Annotated in this window: 18 protein-coding genes and 1 rRNA gene; 12 read left to right on the forward strand and 7 right to left on the reverse strand. The window is 64.8% G+C overall.

Going from position 1 to position 20,138, the window contains the following annotated elements:
- The 3 genes from AB4Y44_RS31775 to AB4Y44_RS31785 all read right to left on the reverse strand — a co-directional run.
- Positions 1-88 (reverse strand): 16S ribosomal RNA (locus AB4Y44_RS31775); the annotation flags it as partial.
- A gap of 439 nt (positions 89-527) precedes the next feature.
- A complete protein-coding gene (locus tag AB4Y44_RS31780) occupies positions 528-2,807 on the reverse strand; it encodes an EAL domain-containing protein (protein WP_368701774.1) in 2,280 nt (759 codons plus the stop codon).
- A 353-nt stretch (positions 2,808-3,160) separates the two neighbouring features.
- A complete protein-coding gene (locus tag AB4Y44_RS31785; RefSeq protein WP_342924782.1) occupies positions 3,161-5,374 on the reverse strand; it encodes a glycoside hydrolase family 3 C-terminal domain-containing protein in 2,214 nt (737 codons plus the stop codon).
- A 508-nt stretch (positions 5,375-5,882) separates the two neighbouring features.
- On the opposite strand from AB4Y44_RS31785, the gene AB4Y44_RS31790 reads away from it, so the two are divergent.
- Positions 5,883-6,320: a carboxypeptidase regulatory-like domain-containing protein gene (locus AB4Y44_RS31790; RefSeq protein WP_368690806.1), complete on the forward strand. Its 438-nt coding sequence runs from the start codon at positions 5,883-5,885 to the stop codon at positions 6,318-6,320.
- Between the two features lie 33 nt (positions 6,321-6,353).
- Here AB4Y44_RS31790 and AB4Y44_RS31795 read toward each other — a convergent pair whose 3' ends face one another.
- Positions 6,354-7,058 carry an SDR family NAD(P)-dependent oxidoreductase gene (locus tag AB4Y44_RS31795; protein ID WP_342924785.1) on the reverse strand — a complete coding sequence of 235 codons (705 nt, stop codon included), beginning with the start codon at positions 7,056-7,058 and terminating at the stop codon, positions 6,354-6,356.
- A gap of 127 nt (positions 7,059-7,185) precedes the next feature.
- On the opposite strand from AB4Y44_RS31795, the gene AB4Y44_RS31800 reads away from it, so the two are divergent.
- Positions 7,186-8,139, forward strand: coding sequence for a LysR family transcriptional regulator (locus AB4Y44_RS31800; protein ID WP_368701775.1), 954 nt, complete (start codon positions 7,186-7,188; stop codon positions 8,137-8,139).
- Positions 8,140-8,150: 11 nt separating this feature from the next.
- Here AB4Y44_RS31800 and AB4Y44_RS31805 read toward each other — a convergent pair whose 3' ends face one another.
- A complete protein-coding gene (locus AB4Y44_RS31805; RefSeq protein WP_368701776.1) occupies positions 8,151-9,068 on the reverse strand; it encodes a LysR family transcriptional regulator in 918 nt (305 codons plus the stop codon).
- Between the two features lie 230 nt (positions 9,069-9,298).
- Here AB4Y44_RS31805 and AB4Y44_RS31810 point away from each other — a divergent pair, with 230 nt between their 5' ends.
- Together AB4Y44_RS31810 and AB4Y44_RS31815 are read left to right on the forward strand one after the other, a co-directional pair.
- The gene (locus tag AB4Y44_RS31810) at positions 9,299-10,162 is read left to right on the forward strand and encodes an NmrA family NAD(P)-binding protein (RefSeq protein WP_368701777.1); all 864 of its coding nucleotides are present in this window, start codon (positions 9,299-9,301) and stop codon (positions 10,160-10,162) included.
- 116 nt (positions 10,163-10,278) lie between these two features.
- Positions 10,279-10,992, forward strand: a complete 714-nt coding sequence (locus tag AB4Y44_RS31815) for a GNAT family N-acetyltransferase (RefSeq protein ID WP_368701778.1) — start codon at positions 10,279-10,281, stop codon at positions 10,990-10,992.
- A gap of 13 nt (positions 10,993-11,005) precedes the next feature.
- Here AB4Y44_RS31815 and AB4Y44_RS31820 read toward each other — a convergent pair whose 3' ends face one another.
- Positions 11,006-11,971, reverse strand: a complete 966-nt coding sequence (locus AB4Y44_RS31820; RefSeq protein WP_368701779.1) for a GlxA family transcriptional regulator — start codon at positions 11,969-11,971, stop codon at positions 11,006-11,008.
- A 109-nt stretch (positions 11,972-12,080) separates the two neighbouring features.
- On the opposite strand from AB4Y44_RS31820, the gene AB4Y44_RS31825 reads away from it, so the two are divergent.
- The 8 genes from AB4Y44_RS31825 to AB4Y44_RS31860 all read left to right on the forward strand — a co-directional run bounded on the left by AB4Y44_RS31825 (position 12,081) and on the right by AB4Y44_RS31860 (position 19,622).
- On the forward strand, positions 12,081-12,374 hold the full coding sequence (locus AB4Y44_RS31825) for a hypothetical protein (protein ID WP_342924775.1): 294 nt from the start codon (positions 12,081-12,083) through the stop codon (positions 12,372-12,374).
- A gap of 182 nt (positions 12,375-12,556) precedes the next feature.
- Positions 12,557-12,931: a BON domain-containing protein gene (locus tag AB4Y44_RS31830; protein WP_342924774.1), complete on the forward strand. Its 375-nt coding sequence runs from the start codon at positions 12,557-12,559 to the stop codon at positions 12,929-12,931.
- A 132-nt stretch (positions 12,932-13,063) separates the two neighbouring features.
- A complete protein-coding gene (locus tag AB4Y44_RS31835; protein WP_368701780.1) occupies positions 13,064-13,939 on the forward strand; it encodes a GNAT family N-acetyltransferase in 876 nt (291 codons plus the stop codon).
- A 17-nt stretch (positions 13,940-13,956) separates the two neighbouring features.
- A complete protein-coding gene (locus AB4Y44_RS31840) occupies positions 13,957-14,883 on the forward strand; it encodes a glyoxylate/hydroxypyruvate reductase A (RefSeq protein ID WP_342924772.1) in 927 nt (308 codons plus the stop codon).
- A gap of 180 nt (positions 14,884-15,063) precedes the next feature.
- Positions 15,064-16,470 carry an aspartate aminotransferase family protein gene (locus tag AB4Y44_RS31845; protein ID WP_342924771.1) on the forward strand — a complete coding sequence of 469 codons (1,407 nt, stop codon included), beginning with the start codon at positions 15,064-15,066 and terminating at the stop codon, positions 16,468-16,470.
- Between the two features lie 44 nt (positions 16,471-16,514).
- Positions 16,515-17,015, forward strand: coding sequence for an Lrp/AsnC family transcriptional regulator (locus AB4Y44_RS31850; protein WP_042269347.1), 501 nt, complete (start codon positions 16,515-16,517; stop codon positions 17,013-17,015).
- A gap of 166 nt (positions 17,016-17,181) precedes the next feature.
- Positions 17,182-18,654 (forward strand): NAD-dependent succinate-semialdehyde dehydrogenase, encoded by a 1,473-nt coding sequence (locus AB4Y44_RS31855; protein ID WP_368701781.1) that lies wholly within the window; start codon positions 17,182-17,184, stop codon positions 18,652-18,654.
- Complete coding sequence (locus tag AB4Y44_RS31860; RefSeq protein ID WP_368701782.1) at positions 18,651-19,622, forward strand: succinylglutamate desuccinylase/aspartoacylase family protein; 972 nt, start codon at positions 18,651-18,653, stop codon at positions 19,620-19,622. Before AB4Y44_RS31855 ends, AB4Y44_RS31860 begins: the two co-directional genes overlap by 4 nt.
- A gap of 152 nt (positions 19,623-19,774) precedes the next feature.
- Here the strand turns inward: AB4Y44_RS31860 and AB4Y44_RS31865 are convergent, their stop codons facing one another.
- On the reverse strand, positions 19,775-20,137 hold the full coding sequence (locus AB4Y44_RS31865; RefSeq protein WP_368701783.1) for a helix-turn-helix domain-containing protein: 363 nt from the start codon (positions 20,135-20,137) through the stop codon (positions 19,775-19,777).
- Between the last annotated feature and the right edge of the window lies 1 nt (position 20,138).

Below are 20,138 nucleotides of genomic sequence, written 5' to 3' on the forward strand. Positions count from 1 at the left end.
GGTGCAAGCACCCGTGCTGCCGTTCGACTTGCATGTGTAAGGCATGCCGCCAGCGTTCAATCTGAGCCAGGATCAAACTCTTCAGTTCAATACCTGTTACTGTTTTCGGTCTCTCTCGAGACCGGTCCCTCACTCAAAGCTGACAGGAATCTGAATTGCTTCAAAAACCTGACTTACTTTAGTGTGAGACTCTTGATACTTTTGCTGCTCCCGGTCATTCCGGAGAATGATCGGGTCGCCACCGCATCAAGCGCCCACACTTATCGGCTGTAAATTTTTAAAGAGCAATTCGTCTTAATCGCTTCGTTTTCGTTCGCAGCGATCAGCGAAGGAGGCGAATTATGCGTGTCATTCCGGATATCGTCAAGCGACTTTCGAATATTTATTTTTGGGGGCCGCTACGCCGCTTATCGGCAGCTAGCGGCGCCCACACGAGACAGGTCGCCCCTTCTGTCACCAAATCCGGAACGGCAGCTGCACCCGGCCCACAGCACATTCAGATTCGAGTGCAGCGATGTCGCTGTCGATCAAGCGCCGACGGTCTCGACGACGCCTTCGGGAAGCGGCTGGGGCAACCCGACGCAAAACCCCTGCGCGTAGTCGACGCCAATCCCGCTGAGGCGCCCGATGATCGCCTCGCTTTCCACAAACTCGGCGATGGTCGCCTTGCCCGCGGCATGGGCCACCTGGTGAATGGACTGGACGATCGTGCGATCGAGGTCGCTGCTGGCAATCCCGCGCACGAAGCTGCCATCGATCTTCAGATAATCCACAGGCAAGCGCTTGAGGTAAGTGAACGAGGACATGCCGGAGCCGAAATCGTCGAGCGCGAATCGGCAGCCGAGTGCGCGCAGGCTCTCCATGAGGGCAATCGCCTTCGAGAGGTTGGTGATCACGGCCGTTTCCGTGATCTCGAAGCAGACGCTTTCGAAGCTGATTGCGCAGCGCTGCTGCTGCTGCACGATGTACGCGAGCAGGTCCTCGTCGCCGAGCGATGCGCCGGAGAGGTTGATCGACCAGACGTTTGCCGCAAGATGGCCCGCCGCGATGGCTTCGAAAGCACGGCCGATCACCCATCGATCGACGAGCGGCATCAGGTTGAAGCGCTCGGCGGCGCCAATGAAATACGCAGGAGGAATCACATCACCCGATTCGTCGACCATGCGCAGCAGCAACTCGACGTGCACTTCCTCGCCGGGACCGCCCTCCTTGAGCGACTTGATCTGTTGCGCGTAGAGGCGGAAACGGTCGTGCTCGAGCGCCGCCTTCACGCGGGCCACCCACTCCATCTGCGTATGGGTGGTCGACTGGAGCTGATCTTCCAGGCAGTACTGGTGCACGCGGTTGCGGCCTTTTTCCTTGGCCATATAACAGGCGACGTCGGCCGCCTTCATGATGTCCCATGTCGAGATTTGCGTGTCGTCCACCTCCACCACGCCGATGCTCACGCCAGTCGTCAGCAAACGCTGGTCCCAGGGTAGCCGGATGACCGTCACGGCCTCCCGCAAATCCTCCGCGACCCGCAGGGCGTCGTCGATGCAGCATTCCGGCAGCACGACGCCGAATTCGTCACCGCCCAGGCGTGCGAGGATATGGGCGACACGCAGTTGTTGCTTCAAGGCGCCGCCCACGCTGCGGATCAATTCGTCGCCGGCCGCGTGGCCGCACGTATCGTTGACGACCTTGAACTGATCGAGGTCGAGGAACATCACCGCATGCGGGCGTGTCCCGGCCTTCTCGAGCAAGCCCGATAGCCGGCGCTCGAATTCGCGTCGGTTCAGCAAACCCGTCAGATGATCGTGCGTCGCCTGATATTCGAGTTCGGCGGCATGCTTGCGCTCCGTGCTCGCGTCTCGAAGCACCATCACCGTGCCCAGCATTTCCTCTTCGTCGTCGCGGATCGTCGCCACAGAGCAGGCCACGGGCAGGAGCGAGCCATCCGGACGCGTCACCGAGAGTCTGCGCTGCGCGTCGTCGTCGGCCGCTGCTGCCCGGTTGCGCAGGCATTGCGCAGTGACGATATTGCCGGAGCGCTCGTCGTAGAGATCACAGACGTCGAACAACGGCTTCTGGCAGATATCGCGCGAGGGACGCCCGAGCATGCGCTCGGCGGCGGCGTTGCAATAGGTCACGCTCGCCTGGTTGTCCATGCGGATCACACCGTCGTCGATCGAAGCGAGCGTGGCTTCGGTGAGGCTCTTTTCCTTCGCGGCTGCAGCTTCTGCCCGCTTGAGTTCGGAGATATCGAAGAGGCAACCGACGATGCGCGTCGCCCGGCCGCTCTCATCGCGTATGGCCTTGCCGCGTCCCCGGCACCACAGGTATCGACCATCGGCCATTCGCAGCCGGTATTCGACGTCATAGAGGCTGTCATGCTTCAGATGGTTGATGATGGTCTCGCGCAAGCGGAGCAGATCCGCAGGATGCACGAGCGCATTGAAAGCGCGGGTATCCATGGGGAGGTCACCGTCGCCATAGCCGAGCTGCTGGTACAGATAGCGGGAATAGTAGGCACGGTCGCTGACGAGGTCCCAGTCCCATAGTCCAGCATTGATGCCTTCGAAGCCGAGGCTCAAGCGCTCCTCGCTCAAATGCAATCGGGCGGCAAGGCGCCGGGAGAGGCGCAGCAGTAATAGCATGCCGATGCATGCGAGCACCGCAACGGGCCACGCCATGACAGCACGGGAGTACTGGGCGAGCACGGCCGCCGCTACGGCACTCATCCACACAGGGACGAGCACCACAACGATTCGACCGCGGCGGTTGCCTTCGATAAGCCAGCTCACTGCGCGTGTGATCAGTCTCATGGCTGATTTCGTATTCTTCTTGGTTCAGCTTCCATGTGTCGCGTGCGCGCGGCACTACGAGACAGAGTCACAGTAAAGCGTGACGGCATGTATCCGGAAAACGCGCAAACGGAGGAAGGCCCACGGACGGGTGGCCAAGTCTACCCGCTTTCCTTATTCTGAATGAATGGGGATTACCCGCGGAAGTTATTTATGTTTGCAGGACCAGGCATTTGCGTTCTTGCGCGCGCGAATGATAGATATGGAAAGACTGGCGAGTTTAATTTTGAACCGGCTCGCAAACGTTCGCGAGCCGGCCGTTTTCGAGAATAGAAAACTGAGGCCGCCACCGCGGCCTCCACGCATCCTCCTGCTTACCGGCTCTGCAGGCGGATATCGCGCGACGAAGCCCCCACATACACCGCGCTGCCAGCCACATAGGCCCAGTCGTTATGCGTCGTGTCCCAAACACTCTGCGCACGTTCGGTGATCGTCACGCGCACCGGCTGCGACTGACCCGGCTTCAGGAACACCTTCTGAAAACCAACCAGACGACGCGGCGGCTCGCCGGCATAACTCACACCCAGATACACCTGTGCCGTTTCCGCACCGGCTACGCGGCCATCGTTGCGCACCGTGAACGAGGCCGTGAGCGTATGTCCCGGGCCCTGCTTCACCGTTAGTCCCGAATAGCTGAAGTGCGTATACGAAAGGCCATAGCCGAACTCGTAAAGCGGCGTGATGTTGTTCGCGTCATACCAGCGATAGCCCATGTCCAGCTTTTCGGCGTACACGGGATCCGTCGCGAAGGCGCCGTTCGTCCCCCACGTCGGCGTGTCCTGATCGTGCACCGGGAACGTAACCGGGAGCTTGCCCGAAGGGTTCACCTGTCCGAACAGCACGTTCGCGATCGCCTTGCCGCCGCCCTCGCCCGGATACCACGCCTCGACGATTGCCGAGACCTGGTCCTTCCAGGGCATCAGTACCGGATTGCCGCTCTCGATGATCACGATCGTGCGCGGGTTGGCCTTCGCAACGGCTTCGACCAGCTGGTCCTGATTCGACGGGTTCGCGAGGCTCAGGCTTTGCAGATCGCCGAAGTCCTCACCCGCGGGCTGCGCTACGACGACGATCGCGACATCGGACTGGCTGGCGAGCGTCGCGGCCTGGGTGATCTCCTGCTGCGTATAGGCGCGGAACGGCTGCGTCTGATCGGTGTTGCCCGCGAAGCTCACCTGCGCCGAAGGCGCGAGCTGCTGGATCGCCTGGGTGATAGGCGTATTGAGCTTGAGCCACGGGTTGGTCCACCAGCCGCAGCCCGCGGACGAAGCGAACGTGAGCCCGCCGCAGCCCGAGAAGTTGCCCGTGACCGGATCGCGCGTATTGCCCGAGCCACCGCCGCTCAGCACGGCCGTATCGGCGTGAGCGCCGATCACCGCGATCTTGTGCAGGCTCGGCGCCGAAAGCGGCAGCTGGCCGCTATCGTTCTTCAGGAGAACGATGGATTGTTCTTCTGCGGCCTGCGTGAACGCGTTGTACTTCGCGAAGTCGATCGTGGCACCGCCCTGCGCCGGATGGTCCAGCACGCCCGTGCTGATCATCACATAGAGCTTGCGCCGCACCATGTCGTCCAGACGGTCCTGCGAGACCGCCTTCGAGGCGATCGCCTGTTTGACCAGGTCGGGCGTGAGATAGACCGTCGGGCCCACGTCCTCTTCCTCGTCGAGACCCGCGTTGATCGCCGGTGCCGTGCTATGCGTCGCGCCCCAGTCCGACTGCACCTGGCCCTGGAAGCCCCAGTCCTTCTTCAGCACGTCGGTCAGCACATGCGTGTTTTCGCACGCGTAGGTGCCGTTCAGGCGGTTGTAACTGCACATCACGCTGCCCGGCCGCGCTTCCTTCGCTGCAATTTCGAACGGCAGCAGATAGAGTTCGCGCAGCGTGCGCTCGTCGATCTGGCTGTTGCCGCCCTGGCGGCCGGTTTCCTGTTCGTTGCCGACGTAGTGTTTGATCGTGGCGATCACCTGCTGGCTTTGCGTGCCGATGGTGCGCGCCGCCAGCATTTCGCCCGCCAGCACGGGGTCTTCGCCAAGATATTCGAATAGGCGTCCGCCGCGCGGTTCGCGCGCAAGGTTCGTGCCGCCGCCCAGGCCCATGCCGAATCCTTGCTCGCGCAACTGGTCGGCTATGCGTGCGCCGAAGTCTCGCGCGAGGTACGGGTCCCAGCTTGCCGCGAGCGCGATCGTCGCCGGAAAGGTCGTGCTCTTCTGGCTCGTGCTGCCTGAGCCCGTTGCGGAATCAACCATATTCAGGTCGGGAATGCCCAGACGCGGCACGCCCTGAATATAGCCCGCTCCGCCGCCCGGCACGGCGCTCATCTGGTATTCGGAATGGATGAACTGGAGTTTCTCGTCCTGCGTCATACGCTTGAGCAGCAGGTCCGCGCGAACGTGCGCGCCGAGGTTCTGGGGGACGGCCATCAACGGCATCGGCAACGGATAAGGTACGTCGTTGCTGCCGTCGCCGGCATGGGCGGTAGCGGCCACCGCAACCAGCACGGCGGCGGTGGGCCAACGGGTGATCCTCATATGTCTCTCCGAGAGTTCGAATACGTTATGGAGTACTGATCAGACCGGTAAACAGGGTCTGGCAGAGCGGCCGGCCGCGTCAGGCGCCGGCAAACTTCCTGCGGGGGAAACCGGTTGAGTTGCAGCGCGCAAACGTTTGCTTTTATGCATCCGCTTGGGCTTCACCGGTTGATGTAGCAAAACTCCAAATAATCATATAAAAACTATTGAGTACCCTTACGGACTTTTATCTCAGTATTTTCCCGGCTGGCGGTAGCTAACACGCATGAAAGGCGCGAAATCGACAGGCAATCGTAAGACGGCGGTAATGCGATTGTTGCGAACGCAACGGAAATTCGAAATTCGATGTGATTTGCATGGCGCTCGCGAATGCCCAGCGGCGCCCTGTGAGCGCAACGCGCAGAGCGCGGCGCGGGCCGAAAAAAGCTAATCTGTTACGAGGCCTGCGCAAGCGCCGGCGCTCGCGCCTGCGTGCGCGAAATCGACATCACTGTAAGGAGTGACCACGATGGAAAGGCAACGCAAGGTTCCCCGAATCGCTTCGACCCTGCTCGCTGCAACGTGCGCATTCGCTCTGGCAAGCGGCGCACTCGCGCAAACGGGCATGCCCCAAACGGAGCAGCAAGGCGACATCTCGTTCGTCTCCGGCGGGGTTGGCCGCGACGAGTCCTCCGCGCTGCGGCACGCGCGCAGCCAGTGGCCGCTCTCGATGCTGTTTACCGGCCCCGGTTCGAGCTATGTGGCCGACGTGCATGTGCAGATATCGAACGCCGGCGGCACGTCCGTGCTCGACACGCGTTCGCACGGTCCGTACATGCTCGTGCGGCTGCCCGCCGGACGCTATACGATCACCGCCACCTATAACGAGGTCACGAGGACGCAGCGCGTGAACGTCGCCGGCAACGGCAGCGCGCGCGCGACGTTCTCGTTTCCGGGCAAGCACTGAGCACGAATCGCGTCTCCAGCCTGTCGAGATGGCTCACCAGGGAACGCCTCTCCCGAGGTAGTCGAGGTAATGCAGGCCGGTGCGGCCTGCATACGCTTCGATCGTGCTGACCAGGTTGGGGATGCTCTCCTCGATGCCCAGGCGCGCTTGCGGGCCGCCCATGTCCGTGCGCACCCATCCGGGTGCCATGAGCAGCAAGGTTTTCGCGTCGTCCTGATGGCGCGCCGCATAGCTGCGCATGAACATGTTCAGCGCGGCCTTGCTGCCGCGGTAGACCTCGTGATTGCCATTCGTGTTGTTGCTGACGCTGCCCTGCCCGGACGACATGACGCCTATCGTCCCGGCCGGCTGCACGAGGTCCTGAAATGCCTCGACGACGCGCATCGGACTCAACGCGTTCGTCACCATCACGCGAACGAATTCATCGGTTGAGACATCTGCAATCGTTTCACGATGGTCATTCGTGACGCCGGCGTTCACGAAGAGCATGTCCAACCGGCGATCCTGAAGGCGATCGTGGAGTGCGGCGACCTGCTCCGGCACCGTAATATCGATCGTGTCGATTTCGAGCGCACCTTGCGAGGCCTGCGCCGCCTGTGCAAGCCGGTCCATCGAACCCGCCCTGCCAGTGGCGATCACGCGCCAGCCGCGCTCGAGGTATGCCTCGACCATGGCGAAGCCGAGTCCGCGCGACGCGCCGATGAGAAGGACCGTCTTTTGATGGGGGGATTCCTGCATCGCTTTATCCCTGTATTCAGTCGATATGGAAAATATAGCGGCGTCCCAGACATGGCGGAAGACGCATGGCGTGCAGCTATCAGTTGCACGCAGCGCCATGCCAAAAAGCGCCGTGCTAGCATCGGGCATGTCCGAACCCGACCTGAATCTCCTCATTGCGCTCGACGCATTGCTCGACGACGGCAGCGTGGTTGGCGCGGCGCGTCGACTGGGCTTGAGCGCCTCGGCAATGAGCCGGACCTTGACCCGCCTTCGCGAGGCGACCGGCGACCCGCTCCTCGTTCGCGCCGGCCGCGCCATGGTGCTCACGCCGCATGCGCAAGCGCTGCGCGAACGCACGCGAAACGCGGTTCACGAAGCACGCGCCGTCCTCGTACCGTCGGCCGCCGAACCCGATCTCGCCATCTTGCAGCGGACCTTCACCATTCGTGCCAACGATGGTTTCGTGGAAGCCTTCGGCGCGCGGCTCATCGCCGCGGCCACCGCGGTCGCACCGTTCGTGCGCTTGCGTTTCGCGCCCAAGACGGAGAAGACCTCGGCGCATTTGCGCGAGGGTTCGGCCGACCTCGAAATCGGCGTGCTGGGCGAGATGGGTCCGGAAATCCGCGTGCAGGCGCTCTTCAGGGACCGCTTCGTCGGCGTCGTCAGGCAAGGCCATCCGCTAGCGCTTGCGCGCGGGCCGACCGCCGAACGGTACGTCGCTTTCGGGCATGTTGTCGCGTCGCGAAGCGGCCGCGGCAATGGCCCCGTCGATGCCGCATTGGCCGCGCTGGGACTGGAAAGGACGATCGTCGCCGTGGTGCCTAGCTTCCCTGCCGCGCTGGCCGTGGCGCGCGCCTCCGATCTGATTGCGCTCGTGCCCGGATCGTTTCTGTGCGATCACCGTGAGCAACCGCCGGAACAACACGACGAACTGCGCGAATCACTACACTCCGCTGGAATCCACGTTTTCGAGCTGCCGGTCACGACCGAAAAAATCACGGTGTCGCAGATGTGGCATCCCCGCATCGAGGCCGATCCCGTCCATCGCTGGCTGCGGCAACTCGTGCTAACGGTATGCCGGCAACACGTGCCGCTGTGATGTCGCCACGATCAATGCCCAGCGGCCCAGGCGACGATGAAATCGATGAATGCGCGCGTCTTCGCGGGCGTGTAGTGGCGCGACGGATAGTAGACGTGTAGCGGGAAACGTTCGTCGGGCCAATCGGGAAACAGATTCACCAGCCTGCCATCGTCGATCAGAGGCTCGGCACCGAGAAGCAGCATTTGCGCAATGCCGGAGCCGGCCAGGCACGCATTGAGCAATGCGCCCGGATCGTTCACGGTCAGCCGCCCTTGCGTCGCCACCACGACGTGCTTGCGCTTGCGATGAAACTCCCACGGATAAGGCTTGCCTGTCTCGGGGTCGCGGAATTCGAGGCACCGGTGGGCGGGGCCTTCGAGATCTTCGGGGCGCAGCGGTCTTCCCCAGCGCGAGAGATAGGCCGGGGCCGCGACCGTCACGACGGCGGTATCGAGCAGCTTGCGAGCAACCAGCGTGGAGGATCGTGGCTTGCCGAACCGCATCGCGACGTCGAATCCGTCCGCAACCAGATCGCCAAGACTATCTCTCGCGATCAGTTCGATCTCGAGTTCGGGATGGGCGTCCATGAACCGGTCGAGATCCGCGCCGAGAATCGCCCGATAGCACACCGGGTCCAGATTCACCCGCAGCCTGCCCCGCACCGCCGACGCATTCCCCGATGCCGCGATGGCCGCTTCCTCGAGCCCCGCGAGATGCGGAACGACCTGCTCGTAGAAACGGCGCCCGCCTTCGGTGAGCGAAATCGATCGCGTCGTGCGATTGAAGAGCCGGATATCGAGCCGCTTCTCCAGCCTCGCAATCGCGCGGCTCACGCCTGGCGGCGACATGCCGAGCACGTCTGCCGCGGCGGCAAACGTCCCCGCGTCGACAACGGCGGCAAACACGCTGATCGCGCCGGAAATGTTCTCGAGTGTCGTTGTTCTCAATGTCGTCGTTCCGATGGCAGCCGGTACGGCGGCCCCTGGCAGCCTTCGGCGATGATGGCCCGGCCATCCGATTCGTGCGAGCGAGTCACTGATGTAGTGCCCTTCGCGGCATTTAGCTTCGGCCGCCCTGCGTCCAGAATGCGTCTCACCGAAACGGAACCAGGCAGCACCTCGCTGCCATCGTGTTCGGCTTTTTCGACACATTCGTCGTCGCATGCGGAGGGTTTCAAGTGTACGCAATTACAGGCACTACCGGAAAAGTGGGCGGCGCACTCGCCCGTGCGCTGCTGGCCTCGGGGCAACCGGTGCGGGCAGTCGTGCGCGACGCTGCGCGCGCCGCGTCGTGGCAAGCACAAGGATGCGAGCTGGCCACGGCAAGCATGGAAGATGCCGCCGCGCTGACCGCTGCATTCAGCGGCGCGCAGGGCGTGTTCATCCTGCTGCCTCCGCAGTTTGATCCCTCGCCGGGCTTTCCGGAGTCGCGCGCGGTCATCGACGCCGTTTGCACCGCGATCCACAGCGCACAGCCCGCGAAAGTCGTGTGTCTGTCGACCATCGGCGCGCAGGCGCAAGAGAGCAATCTGCTCACGCAACTCTCGCTGATGGAGCAGGCGCTAGCCGCGCTGCCTGTGCCGGTCACTTTCCTGCGTCCCGGATGGTTCATGGAGAACGCCGCGTGGGATGTGGCGAGCGCGCGCGACATCGGCGTCATCGAGAGCTACCTGCAACCGCTCGACCAGGCCGTGCCGATGGTTGCGACCGCGGACGTCGGCCGCCTCGCCGCCGAATTGCTTCAAGAGACGTGGAGCGGCACGCGCGTGGTCGAGCTGGAGGGACCGCGCCGCGTGAGCGCGAACGACATGGCTTCCGCGTTCGCCCGCGTGTTTGGCAGGCCTGTACGCGCGGTGGCGGTGAACCGGCAGGAATGGGAGTCGCGCTTTCAGGCACAAGGCATGAAGCATCCCTTGCCGCGGATGCGCATGCTGGACGGATTCAACGAAGGCTGGATCTGTTTCTCGAAGCCCGCCGACGAAATCCTTCGCGGGCATGTCGAACTGGACACCGTGCTCGAAGCGCTGGCAAGCGGTGCGTGACGAAAGGCATTGGCGCGAATGACGCCAAAGTTGGCGGGTTCGGCCGTGGTCCGCCGAACCTGCCTCGTCTAGACTATCGTCGCAAACCGTTCACATTCTGTACTGGAGCGCGAATCATGTTCGATGTGCTGGCAACGAAACCGGCGGGCAGCATAACCGCGCTCGACAACGTGCCAGGGCACGCGCTGACCGGCCGCCAGCGCCATCTTGCTGTCGGAAACGATCGCGCAGTGCGGTATGCGCCCGCCGTCGCCCCCTTCGCGGCGATGACGGACACCACGCCTGAATCGTTCGATGCCTTGCGAGGCCTGATCGAAGAGCACGCGCCCGTTGCCCTGACCACGCTGGATGCCGTGGAGCCACCCGACGGTTTCGCGCTGATCCGGCACGCCACGCTGCTGCAAATGGTCTGGCAAGGCGAAGCGCCTGCGCCCACCGAGCTGGAGCACGTGCGCCTAACGGATCATGACGTGCCGGAAATGCTCGCGCTGGCCGCGGCAACGCAGCCGGGCCCGTTTGGTCCGCGCACCATCGAATTCGGCGGCTACCTTGGCGTGCGCAGGGAGGGTAAGCTCGTCGCCATGGCCGGCGAGCGCATGAAAATCGAAGGCCATACCGAAATCAGCGCCGTATGCGTGGACCCGGCCTTCCGGGGGCAAGGGCTCGCCGCGGCCCTCATGAAGCTGCTGATGGCGGCAATCTGCGCACGCGGCGAGACACCGTTCCTGCACGTGCTCACGTCGAATCACGGCGCCATTTCCATCTATCGCACCCTGGGCTTTGTCGAGCGCCGCGAGATGCATCTCACGGTGCTCGGCCTCGCGCCATAGAAATGCCGCACGGTCACAACAAGTCGGAACGCAGTTCCCGCACCCCTCTTCCCAACCGCTGACGCAACAGGCTGCGCAGCGTCGCGCCGTCGCCGTAACCGACTTCGGCGGCAATCCTTTCCAGGTCGAGCTTGCCGCTGCGCAGCAGCGACTGCGCGTGCTCGACCCGCAAATCCTGAAAGTACGCCAGCGGCGACTTGCCGAGCACCTCCTGGCAGCGGCGCTGCAATGAACGCGAGCTCGTTGCCAGCGCCTTCGCGGCGTCCTGCAACGAGAATCCCGACTTGAGATTTTTTCTCGCCCATTGTTCGAAGCGCTGAATGAGCGGATCGGCCTGCGCCAGATGATTCGGGATGATGTACGGCGCCTGCGAAGAGCGGACGTCGGCCAGCAGATAGCGCGATACGAGCGACGCCAGTTCGGGGCTCGCCGAGCGGATCAGCCAGAGCGCGAGATCGAGATGCCCCATGGCCGCGCCGGCCGTCACGCCGATATCCGAAGGCACGAGCATACGCGATTCGTTCAACTGAACATGCGGATAGCGTTGCCGGAAGAACGGCGCGAGCGACCAGTTGGTCGTGGCTTCGCGGTGATCGAGCAGCCCCGCCTCCGCGAGGAGGAACGTCCCCACGCACGAAGCGCCGACTCGCGCGCCCCCCGTTTGCCATTCGAGCAAGCGCGCCATGCCCTCCTCGACGTCCCGCCGCTCGAACGACGCCATCAGCTCCTGCGCGGACAACGTCACCAATGCCGGCACGATCACCCAGTCGGGCTTCGCGTCCGGCGCGACCGTTTGCACCGGCACCGCGAGGCCGTGAGCCGAGCGCACCCGCTTTCTCACCCCCACGAGCGTGACGTCGAAACGCGGAACGCAGCCCATGGTCGCGGCCGAAAGCTTGTTTGCGACCGAGAACGCGTCGAGCGTGACGGAGAGCCCGGTATCGAAGACGCCGTCGAGAGCCAGGATAGCGATGCGCATGGCGTAAATGCCTCTAAAGTTGTCGTTTGTGACAGTACAGCCGACGAGACCCCAACGATACACTCAATCGCGTTGCAAGTCGCAACAAACATGGATCAAGGAGGTTGTCATGAAGGTTCTCGCCATTGGATCGATCGTCAAGGAGCTCACGCCCGCGCAGCGCGACGAGATCATGCCGCACGAAGTGCCGGCCACGCTCAAGCTCTACCTGGACGGCAAAATCGAGCAGTACTGGTTTCGCCAGGACAAACCGGGCGTGGTGTTTCTCATGAGTTCGGGCTCGGTCGACGATGTAACGGCCACGCTGGATACGCTGCCGCTCGTCGAGGCCGGCATCCTCGCGTTCGATCTGCTGCCGGTGGGCCCGCTCGCACCGCTCGGCCTGCTCCTGCAAGGAAAGTAAGCGCAACGCAGGAGGCGCCGTCGACGCATGCGCCATGGGTTGTCGGCGGCCTCCTGGCAGCCTTCTTCTCCTCGCCGGAGATTTCACCTACAACGTACTGATCCGCCGCTTGTTTTCAATGCCGTCCGGCGGCGGGCGCAGAACCTTGGGGAATCCTGCAGCACCTGGCAAAGGGAAGAAGGATGAAAACTAACGGTAAATGCCAAATCGCCCGCGCGCTGATCCTCGCGGCCATCGCGAGTGGCGCGGGCCATGCGTTCGCACAAACGGCCGCGAGCGCGCCCGGCGAGGCGTCCGCTCAGGAAGGCGCGCCCGCACGATCGGGCAGATCGGACAGTGCGCTGGTGCGCGACGTCCGCCGGGCCTTCACGCGCACCACGGGACTGAATTTCGCCAGCATCCACGTGACGGCGCATAGCGGCGTCGTCTCCCTGACGGGATCGGTACCGCACCAGTCGCAGATCGCGCGGGCTGGCGACGCGGCCGGGTCGGTGCGCGGCGTCACCTCGGTGGAGAACCACCTGACCGTGCGGACGGCCCGCGGCAGCGGACCTTGATCGGGGGACGCACAAGCGGGCCCAGAGGCCGACACAAAGCCGGATTCGATCGGCCGCACAGCAGGATCGTCCTATTCCTCGCGCGCGCGTCCTGTCAAAGTGAGCCATCGAACTTCGATCAAGGAGCCCGCCGTGTCCGACCAGCCTGCGTCCTCGAGCCTCGTCTGCGAAATTTTCACCGATTCCGACATCGAGGGCGCCCACGCGCTTTCCCTGCAATTCCGCTGGCCGCATCGTAGCGACGACTGGCGTTTCGCCGCCGCGGCCGGACAAGGCTTCGTGGTTCGCGAAGGCGAAACGGTGGTGGGCACGGCGCTGTGCTGGCCGTGGGGCGAGCATGGCGCGACGCTCGGGCTCGTGATCGTCTCGGCCGACCAGCAAGGCCGCGGCATCGGCCGGATGCTGATGGAGCGCCTGCTCGAAGTGCTGGGAACGCGCATGACCGTGCTGCACGCCACCGAGGCCGGCCAGCCGCTCTACGAAAAGCTCGGCTTCAGGAAGATTGGCCTGCTGCATCAGCACCAGGGCGACAACTTTGCGGTGCCGATTGTCGAGCCGCCGCCGGGCGAGCGTTTGCGGCCGCTCGAACCGGGCGATACACCGCGCGTCATCGAACTGGCGTCGCGCGCGAGCGGGCTCGATCGCAGCGCACTCGTGCCGCCGCTGCTCGATGTGTCCCAGGGCGTCGCGCTGGTGCGTGGCGACACGGTGCTCGGCTTCGCGCTGTTGCGCCCGTTCGGCCGCGGCCATGCGATCGGTCCGGTGGCCGTCGCCACCGACGACGGATTGCACATGCAGCGCGCCAAAGCGCTGATCGCCAACCGCCTCGCCGCCAACGCGGGGGCCTTCACGCGCCTCGATACGCCCGACGAACACGGCCTCGGCCCCTGGCTCGAATCGATCGGCCTCGCGCGCGTCGACACGGTCGTGAAGATGGCGCGCAACGGCGCGCCCGCGCACGATCCGGGCGTGCTGCAATTCGCCATCGTCAATCAGGCGCTATGCTGACTGCGGAAACCGCCTTCATGACGCTCCTCTACAAAGCCGACCCCGAGCGCGGCAAGCAATGGGCGCAGCTTTTTGCGCACAAGGCGCCCGAGATCCCTTTCCGCCTCTGGCCCGATACCGGCGATCCCGCCGCCGTGCGTTATCTCGCGGCGTGGCAACCGCCCGAGGACCCCGCGCGCACGCTGCCCAATCTCGAAGTGATCTTCTCCGTGGGCGCGGGCATCGACCAGTTCGATCTGTCCGGCGTGCCGGAGCATGTCGCCGTGGTGCGCATGATCGAGCCGGGCATTGTCGAAGGGATGATCGAGTACGTCACGCAGTCGGTCCTGACCATCCATCGCGACCTGTTCGACTACGCCCAGCAACAGCAGCAGCGCGTGTGGCGCGCTCTGCCCGTGCGCCCCGCCGCGTCGCGCCGCGTCGGCGTGCTGGGGCTCGGCATGCTGGGCAGCGCGGTGCTCGAACGCCTGCGTCTCTTCGGCTTTGCATGCGCGGGCTGGAGCCGCTCGCCGCGCAGCCTGGCTGGCGTGGCATGCTACGCGGGCGCCGAGACGCTCGACGCCTTCCTCGCGCGCACCGACGTCCTCATCTGCCTGCTGCCGCTCACCGAAGCCACGCGCGGCCTGCTCGACGCCACGCTCTTCGCCAGGCTGCCGCAAGGCGCGTCGTTCATCAACGTCGGGCGCGGGCCGCAGCTGGACCAGCAGGCGCTGCTCGACGCGCTCGACAGCGCGCACCTGCGCAACGCGATTCTCGATGTCGCGGACCCCGAGCCGCTGCCGCCCGAGCATCCGTTCTGGACGCATCCGCGCGTGCGCCTCACGCCGCACATTGCCAGCGCCACGCGGCCCGAAACGGCTGTCGATGTCGTGCTCGACAACATCCGTCGCCACCGCGACGGCGTGCCGATGCTCGGGCTCATCGACCGCACGCGCGGCTATTGAAGCTCGTGGCCGCGCCTGGAGTGCAGCAGAATATGCTGCGCCCCCCGATCAAAACACCACAAACACGCTATTTCGCGAATTATTTGACGAAGCGTGCACCGGTATCGGCCCGGTAGCATGGAACGGTGAATCAACGGCCAACCGCCGCACTCCTCTGACTCATCAGCCGGGAACCGAACCATGCCGAATCGCTCGCTCATTGAAGCCGACCGCAAACATCTGATCCATCCCGTCGTGAACTACCGCGCGCACGAAGCGCGCGGCGTGACCGTGCTCGAATCCGCCCATGGCGTGTTCCTGCGCGACGCCGCCAGCCACGAACTGCTCGACGCGTTCTCCGGCCTCTGGTGCGTCAACACGGGCTACGGCCATCAGAGCATCGTCGAAGCCGCCGCGCGCCAGATGGCGCGCCTGCCTTACGCAACCGGCTATTTCCACTTCGGCTCGGAGCCCGCCATCGAACTGGCCGCGCTGCTCGCGGAGCGCGCGCCCGCTTCGCTGCAACACGTGTACTTCACGCTGGGCGGCTCGGATGCGGTGGATTCGGCGCTGCGCTTCATCACGCACTACTACAACGCCACGGGCCGCCCCGCGAAGAAGCACGTCATCGCGCAGGAACGCGGCTATCACGGCTCGTCGGCAGTCGGCGCGGGGCTGACCGCGTTGCCCGCGTTCCATCGCAACTTCGACCTGCCGCTCGCCACGCAGCATCACATTCCCTCGCCCTATGCGTATCGCAGCGAGCATGCGGACGACGCGGCGCTCATCGCCGCTTCGGTCGCCGCGCTCGAAGCGAAGGTGGCCGCGCTCGGCGCCGACAACGTCGCCGCGTTTTTCTGCGAGCCGATCCAGGGTTCGGGCGGCGTGATCGTGCCGCCCGTCGGCTGGCTGAAAGCCATGCGCGAAGCGTGCCGCAAGCTCGACATTCTGTTCGTCGCCGATGAGGTGATTACGGGCTTTGGCCGCACGGGTCCGCTCTTCGCGTGCCAGGCCGAAGACGTCGAGCCGGATCTGATGACCGTGGCCAAGGGCCTCACCGCAGGCTATGCGCCGATGGGCGCCGTGTTGATGTCGGATGCCGTTTATCGAGGCATTGCCGATGGCGATGCCGCCGCCGTGATCGGCCATGGCCACACCTATTCGGCGCACCCCGTGAGCGCGGCCATCGGCCTCGAAGTCATGCGCCTCTATCACGAAGGCGGCCTGCTCGCGAACGGCGTCGCGCGTGCGCCGCGCTTCGCTCAGGGGCTCGACGCGCTGCTCGCCCATCCGCTCGTGGGCGACTCGCGTCACCGCGGTCTGCTCGGCGCGCTCGAACTCGTCGCCGACAAGGAGAGCAAGCAGCGCTTCGACGCACAGCTCGGCCTGCCCGATCGCATCGCCGCCGCCGCGTATGGCAACGGCCTCGTATTCCGCGCGTTCGGCGACGGCATTCTCGGCTTCGCGCCCGCGCTTTCGTACACCGAAAGCGAGTTCGACCTGCTGTTCGAGCGCCTCGAAAAAACGCTCGACGACGTGCTCGCGCAGCCCGAAGTGCGCGCCGCATTGACGGCAAAGAATGGGGTCAGCGTCCGTGTCGCCGCGTGATACCATCACTCGACACTTCGACATGCAGGGCCGCCCCCATCACGATGAGCAACGACTGCAAGCTGGACCGAATCGATTTGCGCATCCTCTCGCAACTGCAGAAGCGGGGGCGCATCACGAATGTCGAACTGGCCGACGCAGTCGGGCTGTCGCCCAGCCCCTGCCTGATCCGCGTAAAACGTCTGGAGAAGGCGGGGTTCATTGTCGGCTACGGCGCGCAGATCCAGCTGGAAAAGCTGGGCGACGTGCAGATGGTGTTCACCGAGGTCACGCTCGCCGACCATCGCCGCGAGGACTTCATCAAGTTCGAGAAGGCGATACGCGAGGTGGACGAGGTGGTCGAGTGCCATCTCGCGAGCGGCGGCTACGATTATCTGCTGAAATTCGTCGCGCGCAGCGTGAGCCACTATCAGAGCATCGTCGAGGGGCTGCTGGAGCGCGATATCGGCATCGAGAAGTACTTCAGCTACGTGATCATCAAGACGGCGTTCGTCAAGACGCACTACCCGCTCGAAACCCTGTTCTCGCAGAACCTGCATTCCTGAGCATGGGCGACGCACGCGAGGCATGCGCCTCGCGCTCCTGCGTCCCGCCTCCGTTTTCTCGCGCGCGCTTCGCGCCGAAACCTCGCGGCTTCGGCGTGCCCGTCGTGCGCGCTCGCTTCCCGGCATCGATCCATCTTCTTCCGCACGTGCGGAAAGGACCCGGCATATGACTACGCGTTATCCCTTGAGCGCGCTGATTCGCAGCGACAACTTCATCGATGGGCAATGGGTGCCCTCGGCCTCCGGTACGCGCTTCGCCGTAACCGATCCCGCGACCGGCAAAACGATCGCCGAGGTCGCCGATAGCGATGCGAACGACGCACGCGCCGCCACTGACGCCGCGGCCCGCGCATTCCCCGCCTGGCGCGACACGCTCCCCGCCGAACGCGCCGCCGTACTGCGCCGCTGGCATGCGCTGATCGTGGCGAACGCCGACGAACTCGGCCATCTGATCTCGCTCGAACAAGGCAAGCCCCTACACGAGGGACGCGGCGAAACGATGTATGGCGCGTCCTACGTCGCCTGGTTCGCCGACGAGGCCACGCGCATCTACGGCGACCTCATCCCGCTGCAGCAGCGCGGCAAGCGCATGAGCGCCGTGAAGGAGCCCGTTGGCGTGGTCGCGGCGATCACGCCCTGGAACTTCCCGCTCGCGATGATCGCGCGCAAGATCGCCCCCGCTCTCGCCGCGGGCTGCACGGTGGTCGGCAAGCCCGCCGAAGATACGCCGCTCACCGCGCTTGCACTCGTCATGCTCGCGCACGAGGCCGGTGTGCCGCCCGGCGTGCTGAACCTCATCTGCGCGTCGCGCGAGCGCGGCGTCACCGCCGTCGCCGACTGGCTCGCGGACGCCCGCGTGCGCAAGATCACCTTCACCGGTTCGACGCCCGTGGGCAAGCATCTCGCGAGGGAATCGGCGGGCACGTTGAAGAAGCTCTCGCTCGAACTGGGCGGCAACGCGCCGTTCATCGTGTTCGACGACGCGGATCTCGACGCCGCCGTGGAAGGGCTCATGGCCGCGAAGTTCCGTAACGGCGGCCAGACCTGCGTGTGCCCCAATCGCGTGTACGTGCAAGCGGGCGTGTTCGAGCGCTTCGCCGACAAGCTCGCCACGCGCGTGGCCGCGTTGAAAGTCGCGCCCGCGACCGACCCCGCCGCGCAGATCGGCCCAATGATCAACGCGCGCGCGGTCGAGAAGATCGCCCGCCACGTGGACGACGCCGTGAGCCGCGGCGCACGCGTGCTCACGGGCGGCAAGCGCTTAAGCGAACTGGGCGCGAACTGGTACGCGCCGACCGTGCTCGCGGACGCCACGCCCGTCATGCAACTGAGCTGCGAAGAAACCTTCGGCCCCGTTGTGCCGCTGTTCCGCTTCGACGGCGAAGCCGAGGCGATCCGCGCCGCCAACGACACGCCGTATGGCCTCGCCGCCTACTTTTACAGCCAGGACGTGCGCCGCATCGATCGCGTCGCGCGGCAGCTCGAAGCGGGCATCGTCGGCATCAACGAAGGCGCGCTCGCGAGCGAAACGGCGCCGTTCGGCGGCGTGAAAGAATCGGGCTATGGCCGGGAAGGCTCGAAGTACGGGCTCGACGATTACCTCTCCATCAAATATCTCTGCCAGGGAGGGCTTGCATGAGCACCTATCCGATCGAAGTCGCGTTCCCCGACGTTGCCGCGCACGAACGCAGCGAGACGGGCATCCCCTATGTGCACACGTTCGACGCAGGCGCGCCCGGCCCGCATGTGATGATCAATGCGCTCACGCACGGCAACGAAGTGTGTGGCGCGATCGTCGTCGATGCGCTGCTGCGCGCGCGGCTGCGGCCACGACGCGGCAAGCTCACGCTCGCGTTCGCGAACGTGGAAGCCTACCGCCGCTTCGACCCTGCGCAGCCCGATGCCGCGCGTTTCGTCGATCAGGACTTCAACCGCGTGTGGACCGCGCAGGCGCTGGACGACCTCGCGCGCGAATCGAGCGAACTACGCCGCGCCCGCGCGATGCGGCCCGTGATCGACGACGTCGATCTGCTGCTCGACCTCCATTCGATGCACGAGAAGTGCATGCCGCTCATCGTCGCTGGGCCGCTCGCCAAGGGCATCGAACTCTCTGCGCGGCTTGGCGCGCCGGCCACCGTCATTTGCGACGAGGGCCACCCGGAAGGCCGCCGCATGCGCGATTACGAAGGCTTCGGCGACGCCGCGAGCGCGAAGAACGCGCTCCTGATCGAGTGCGGACAGCATTGGGAAGCGAGCGCCGTGACCGTGGCGCGCGATGTCACCGCGCGCTTTCTGCTGCTTTCGGGCGTCGTGGACGAAGCGGATCTGCCTGCCGACTGGCTGCAGCCGCTGCCGCCGGAAATGCGCGTCGTGCGCGTGACGGGGCCCGTGGTGGCGAAGAGCATGGACTTCCGTTTCGCGGGCGACTACACGGGCCTCGAAGTGTTCCCGAAGGCCGGCGCCGTGATCGGCTGGTCCGAAGGCGCGCCGGTAGTCACGCCCTACGACGACTGCATTCTCGTGATGCCTTCGCTGCGCCAGTTGCGCCCGGGTGTGACCGTGGTGCGGCTCGGCAAGATCGAGCAGCGCATCGTTCAGAAGCGCTGAAGCGCCCCCTCCCTTTATTCAGGTTAACGAACGGATGATGAAAGTTCAGCAGATCACGCAAAGCGTCGACGTGCAGGCGCTCGTGGGAAGTCGACGAAACGATGCGCAAGGTCTACGTCATGCTGTGACGCGCGACGCAGGACAGAGCGCGCTCAAGCCGCTTCGAGCGCCCTCGCCTGCTGCAGGAAGGCGCTGGGCGTCACGCCGCAAAAGCGCTTGAAATGGCGCGCCAGATGGCTCTGGTCGAAGAAGCCGACCTGTGTCGCGACCACGGCGCCCGGCACGCCCGCCAGCAGCAATAGCTGCGCGCGGCGCACGCGCACCTCGCACAGGTACTTGTAGGGCGAGAGGCCGACCTGCTGACGAAACACGGTAGCGAAGCGCGAGACGCTGAGCGCCGATACCTCGGCCAGTTCGGCAAGGCTCACGGACTTGTCGAAATTCGCGTCGATATAGGCCAGCGCATCGCGCAGCGGCGTGACTGGCGCGGCAACGGATGCATTCGCGTCATACATG

Source organism: Paraburkholderia sp. BR10937 (assembly GCF_040965695.1).
GTDB lineage: Bacteria > Pseudomonadota > Gammaproteobacteria > Burkholderiales > Burkholderiaceae > Paraburkholderia.

Coding starts and splice junctions, on each gene's coding strand:
- AB4Y44_RS31780 (WP_368701774.1), bottom strand. CDS start 2,807: ATGAGACTGATCACACGCGCAGTGAGCTGGCTTATCGAAGGCAACCGC.
- AB4Y44_RS31785 (WP_342924782.1), bottom strand. CDS start 5,374: ATGAGGATCACCCGTTGGCCCACCGCCGCCGTGCTGGTTGCGGTGGCC.
- AB4Y44_RS31790 (WP_368690806.1), top strand. CDS start 5,883: ATGGAAAGGCAACGCAAGGTTCCCCGAATCGCTTCGACCCTGCTCGCT.
- AB4Y44_RS31795 (WP_342924785.1), bottom strand. CDS start 7,058: ATGCAGGAATCCCCCCATCAAAAGACGGTCCTTCTCATCGGCGCGTCG.
- AB4Y44_RS31800 (WP_368701775.1), top strand. CDS start 7,186: ATGTCCGAACCCGACCTGAATCTCCTCATTGCGCTCGACGCATTGCTC.
- AB4Y44_RS31815 (WP_368701778.1), top strand. CDS start 10,279: ATGTTCGATGTGCTGGCAACGAAACCGGCGGGCAGCATAACCGCGCTC.
- AB4Y44_RS31820 (WP_368701779.1), bottom strand. CDS start 11,971: ATGCGCATCGCTATCCTGGCTCTCGACGGCGTCTTCGATACCGGGCTC.
- AB4Y44_RS31825 (WP_342924775.1), top strand. CDS start 12,081: ATGAAGGTTCTCGCCATTGGATCGATCGTCAAGGAGCTCACGCCCGCG.
- AB4Y44_RS31830 (WP_342924774.1), top strand. CDS start 12,557: ATGAAAACTAACGGTAAATGCCAAATCGCCCGCGCGCTGATCCTCGCG.
- AB4Y44_RS31840 (WP_342924772.1), top strand. CDS start 13,957: ATGACGCTCCTCTACAAAGCCGACCCCGAGCGCGGCAAGCAATGGGCG.
- AB4Y44_RS31845 (WP_342924771.1), top strand. CDS start 15,064: ATGCCGAATCGCTCGCTCATTGAAGCCGACCGCAAACATCTGATCCAT.
- AB4Y44_RS31850 (WP_042269347.1), top strand. CDS start 16,515: ATGAGCAACGACTGCAAGCTGGACCGAATCGATTTGCGCATCCTCTCG.
- AB4Y44_RS31855 (WP_368701781.1), top strand. CDS start 17,182: ATGACTACGCGTTATCCCTTGAGCGCGCTGATTCGCAGCGACAACTTC.
- AB4Y44_RS31860 (WP_368701782.1), top strand. CDS start 18,651: ATGAGCACCTATCCGATCGAAGTCGCGTTCCCCGACGTTGCCGCGCAC.
- AB4Y44_RS31865 (WP_368701783.1), bottom strand. CDS start 20,137: ATGTATGACGCGAATGCATCCGTTGCCGCGCCAGTCACGCCGCTGCGC.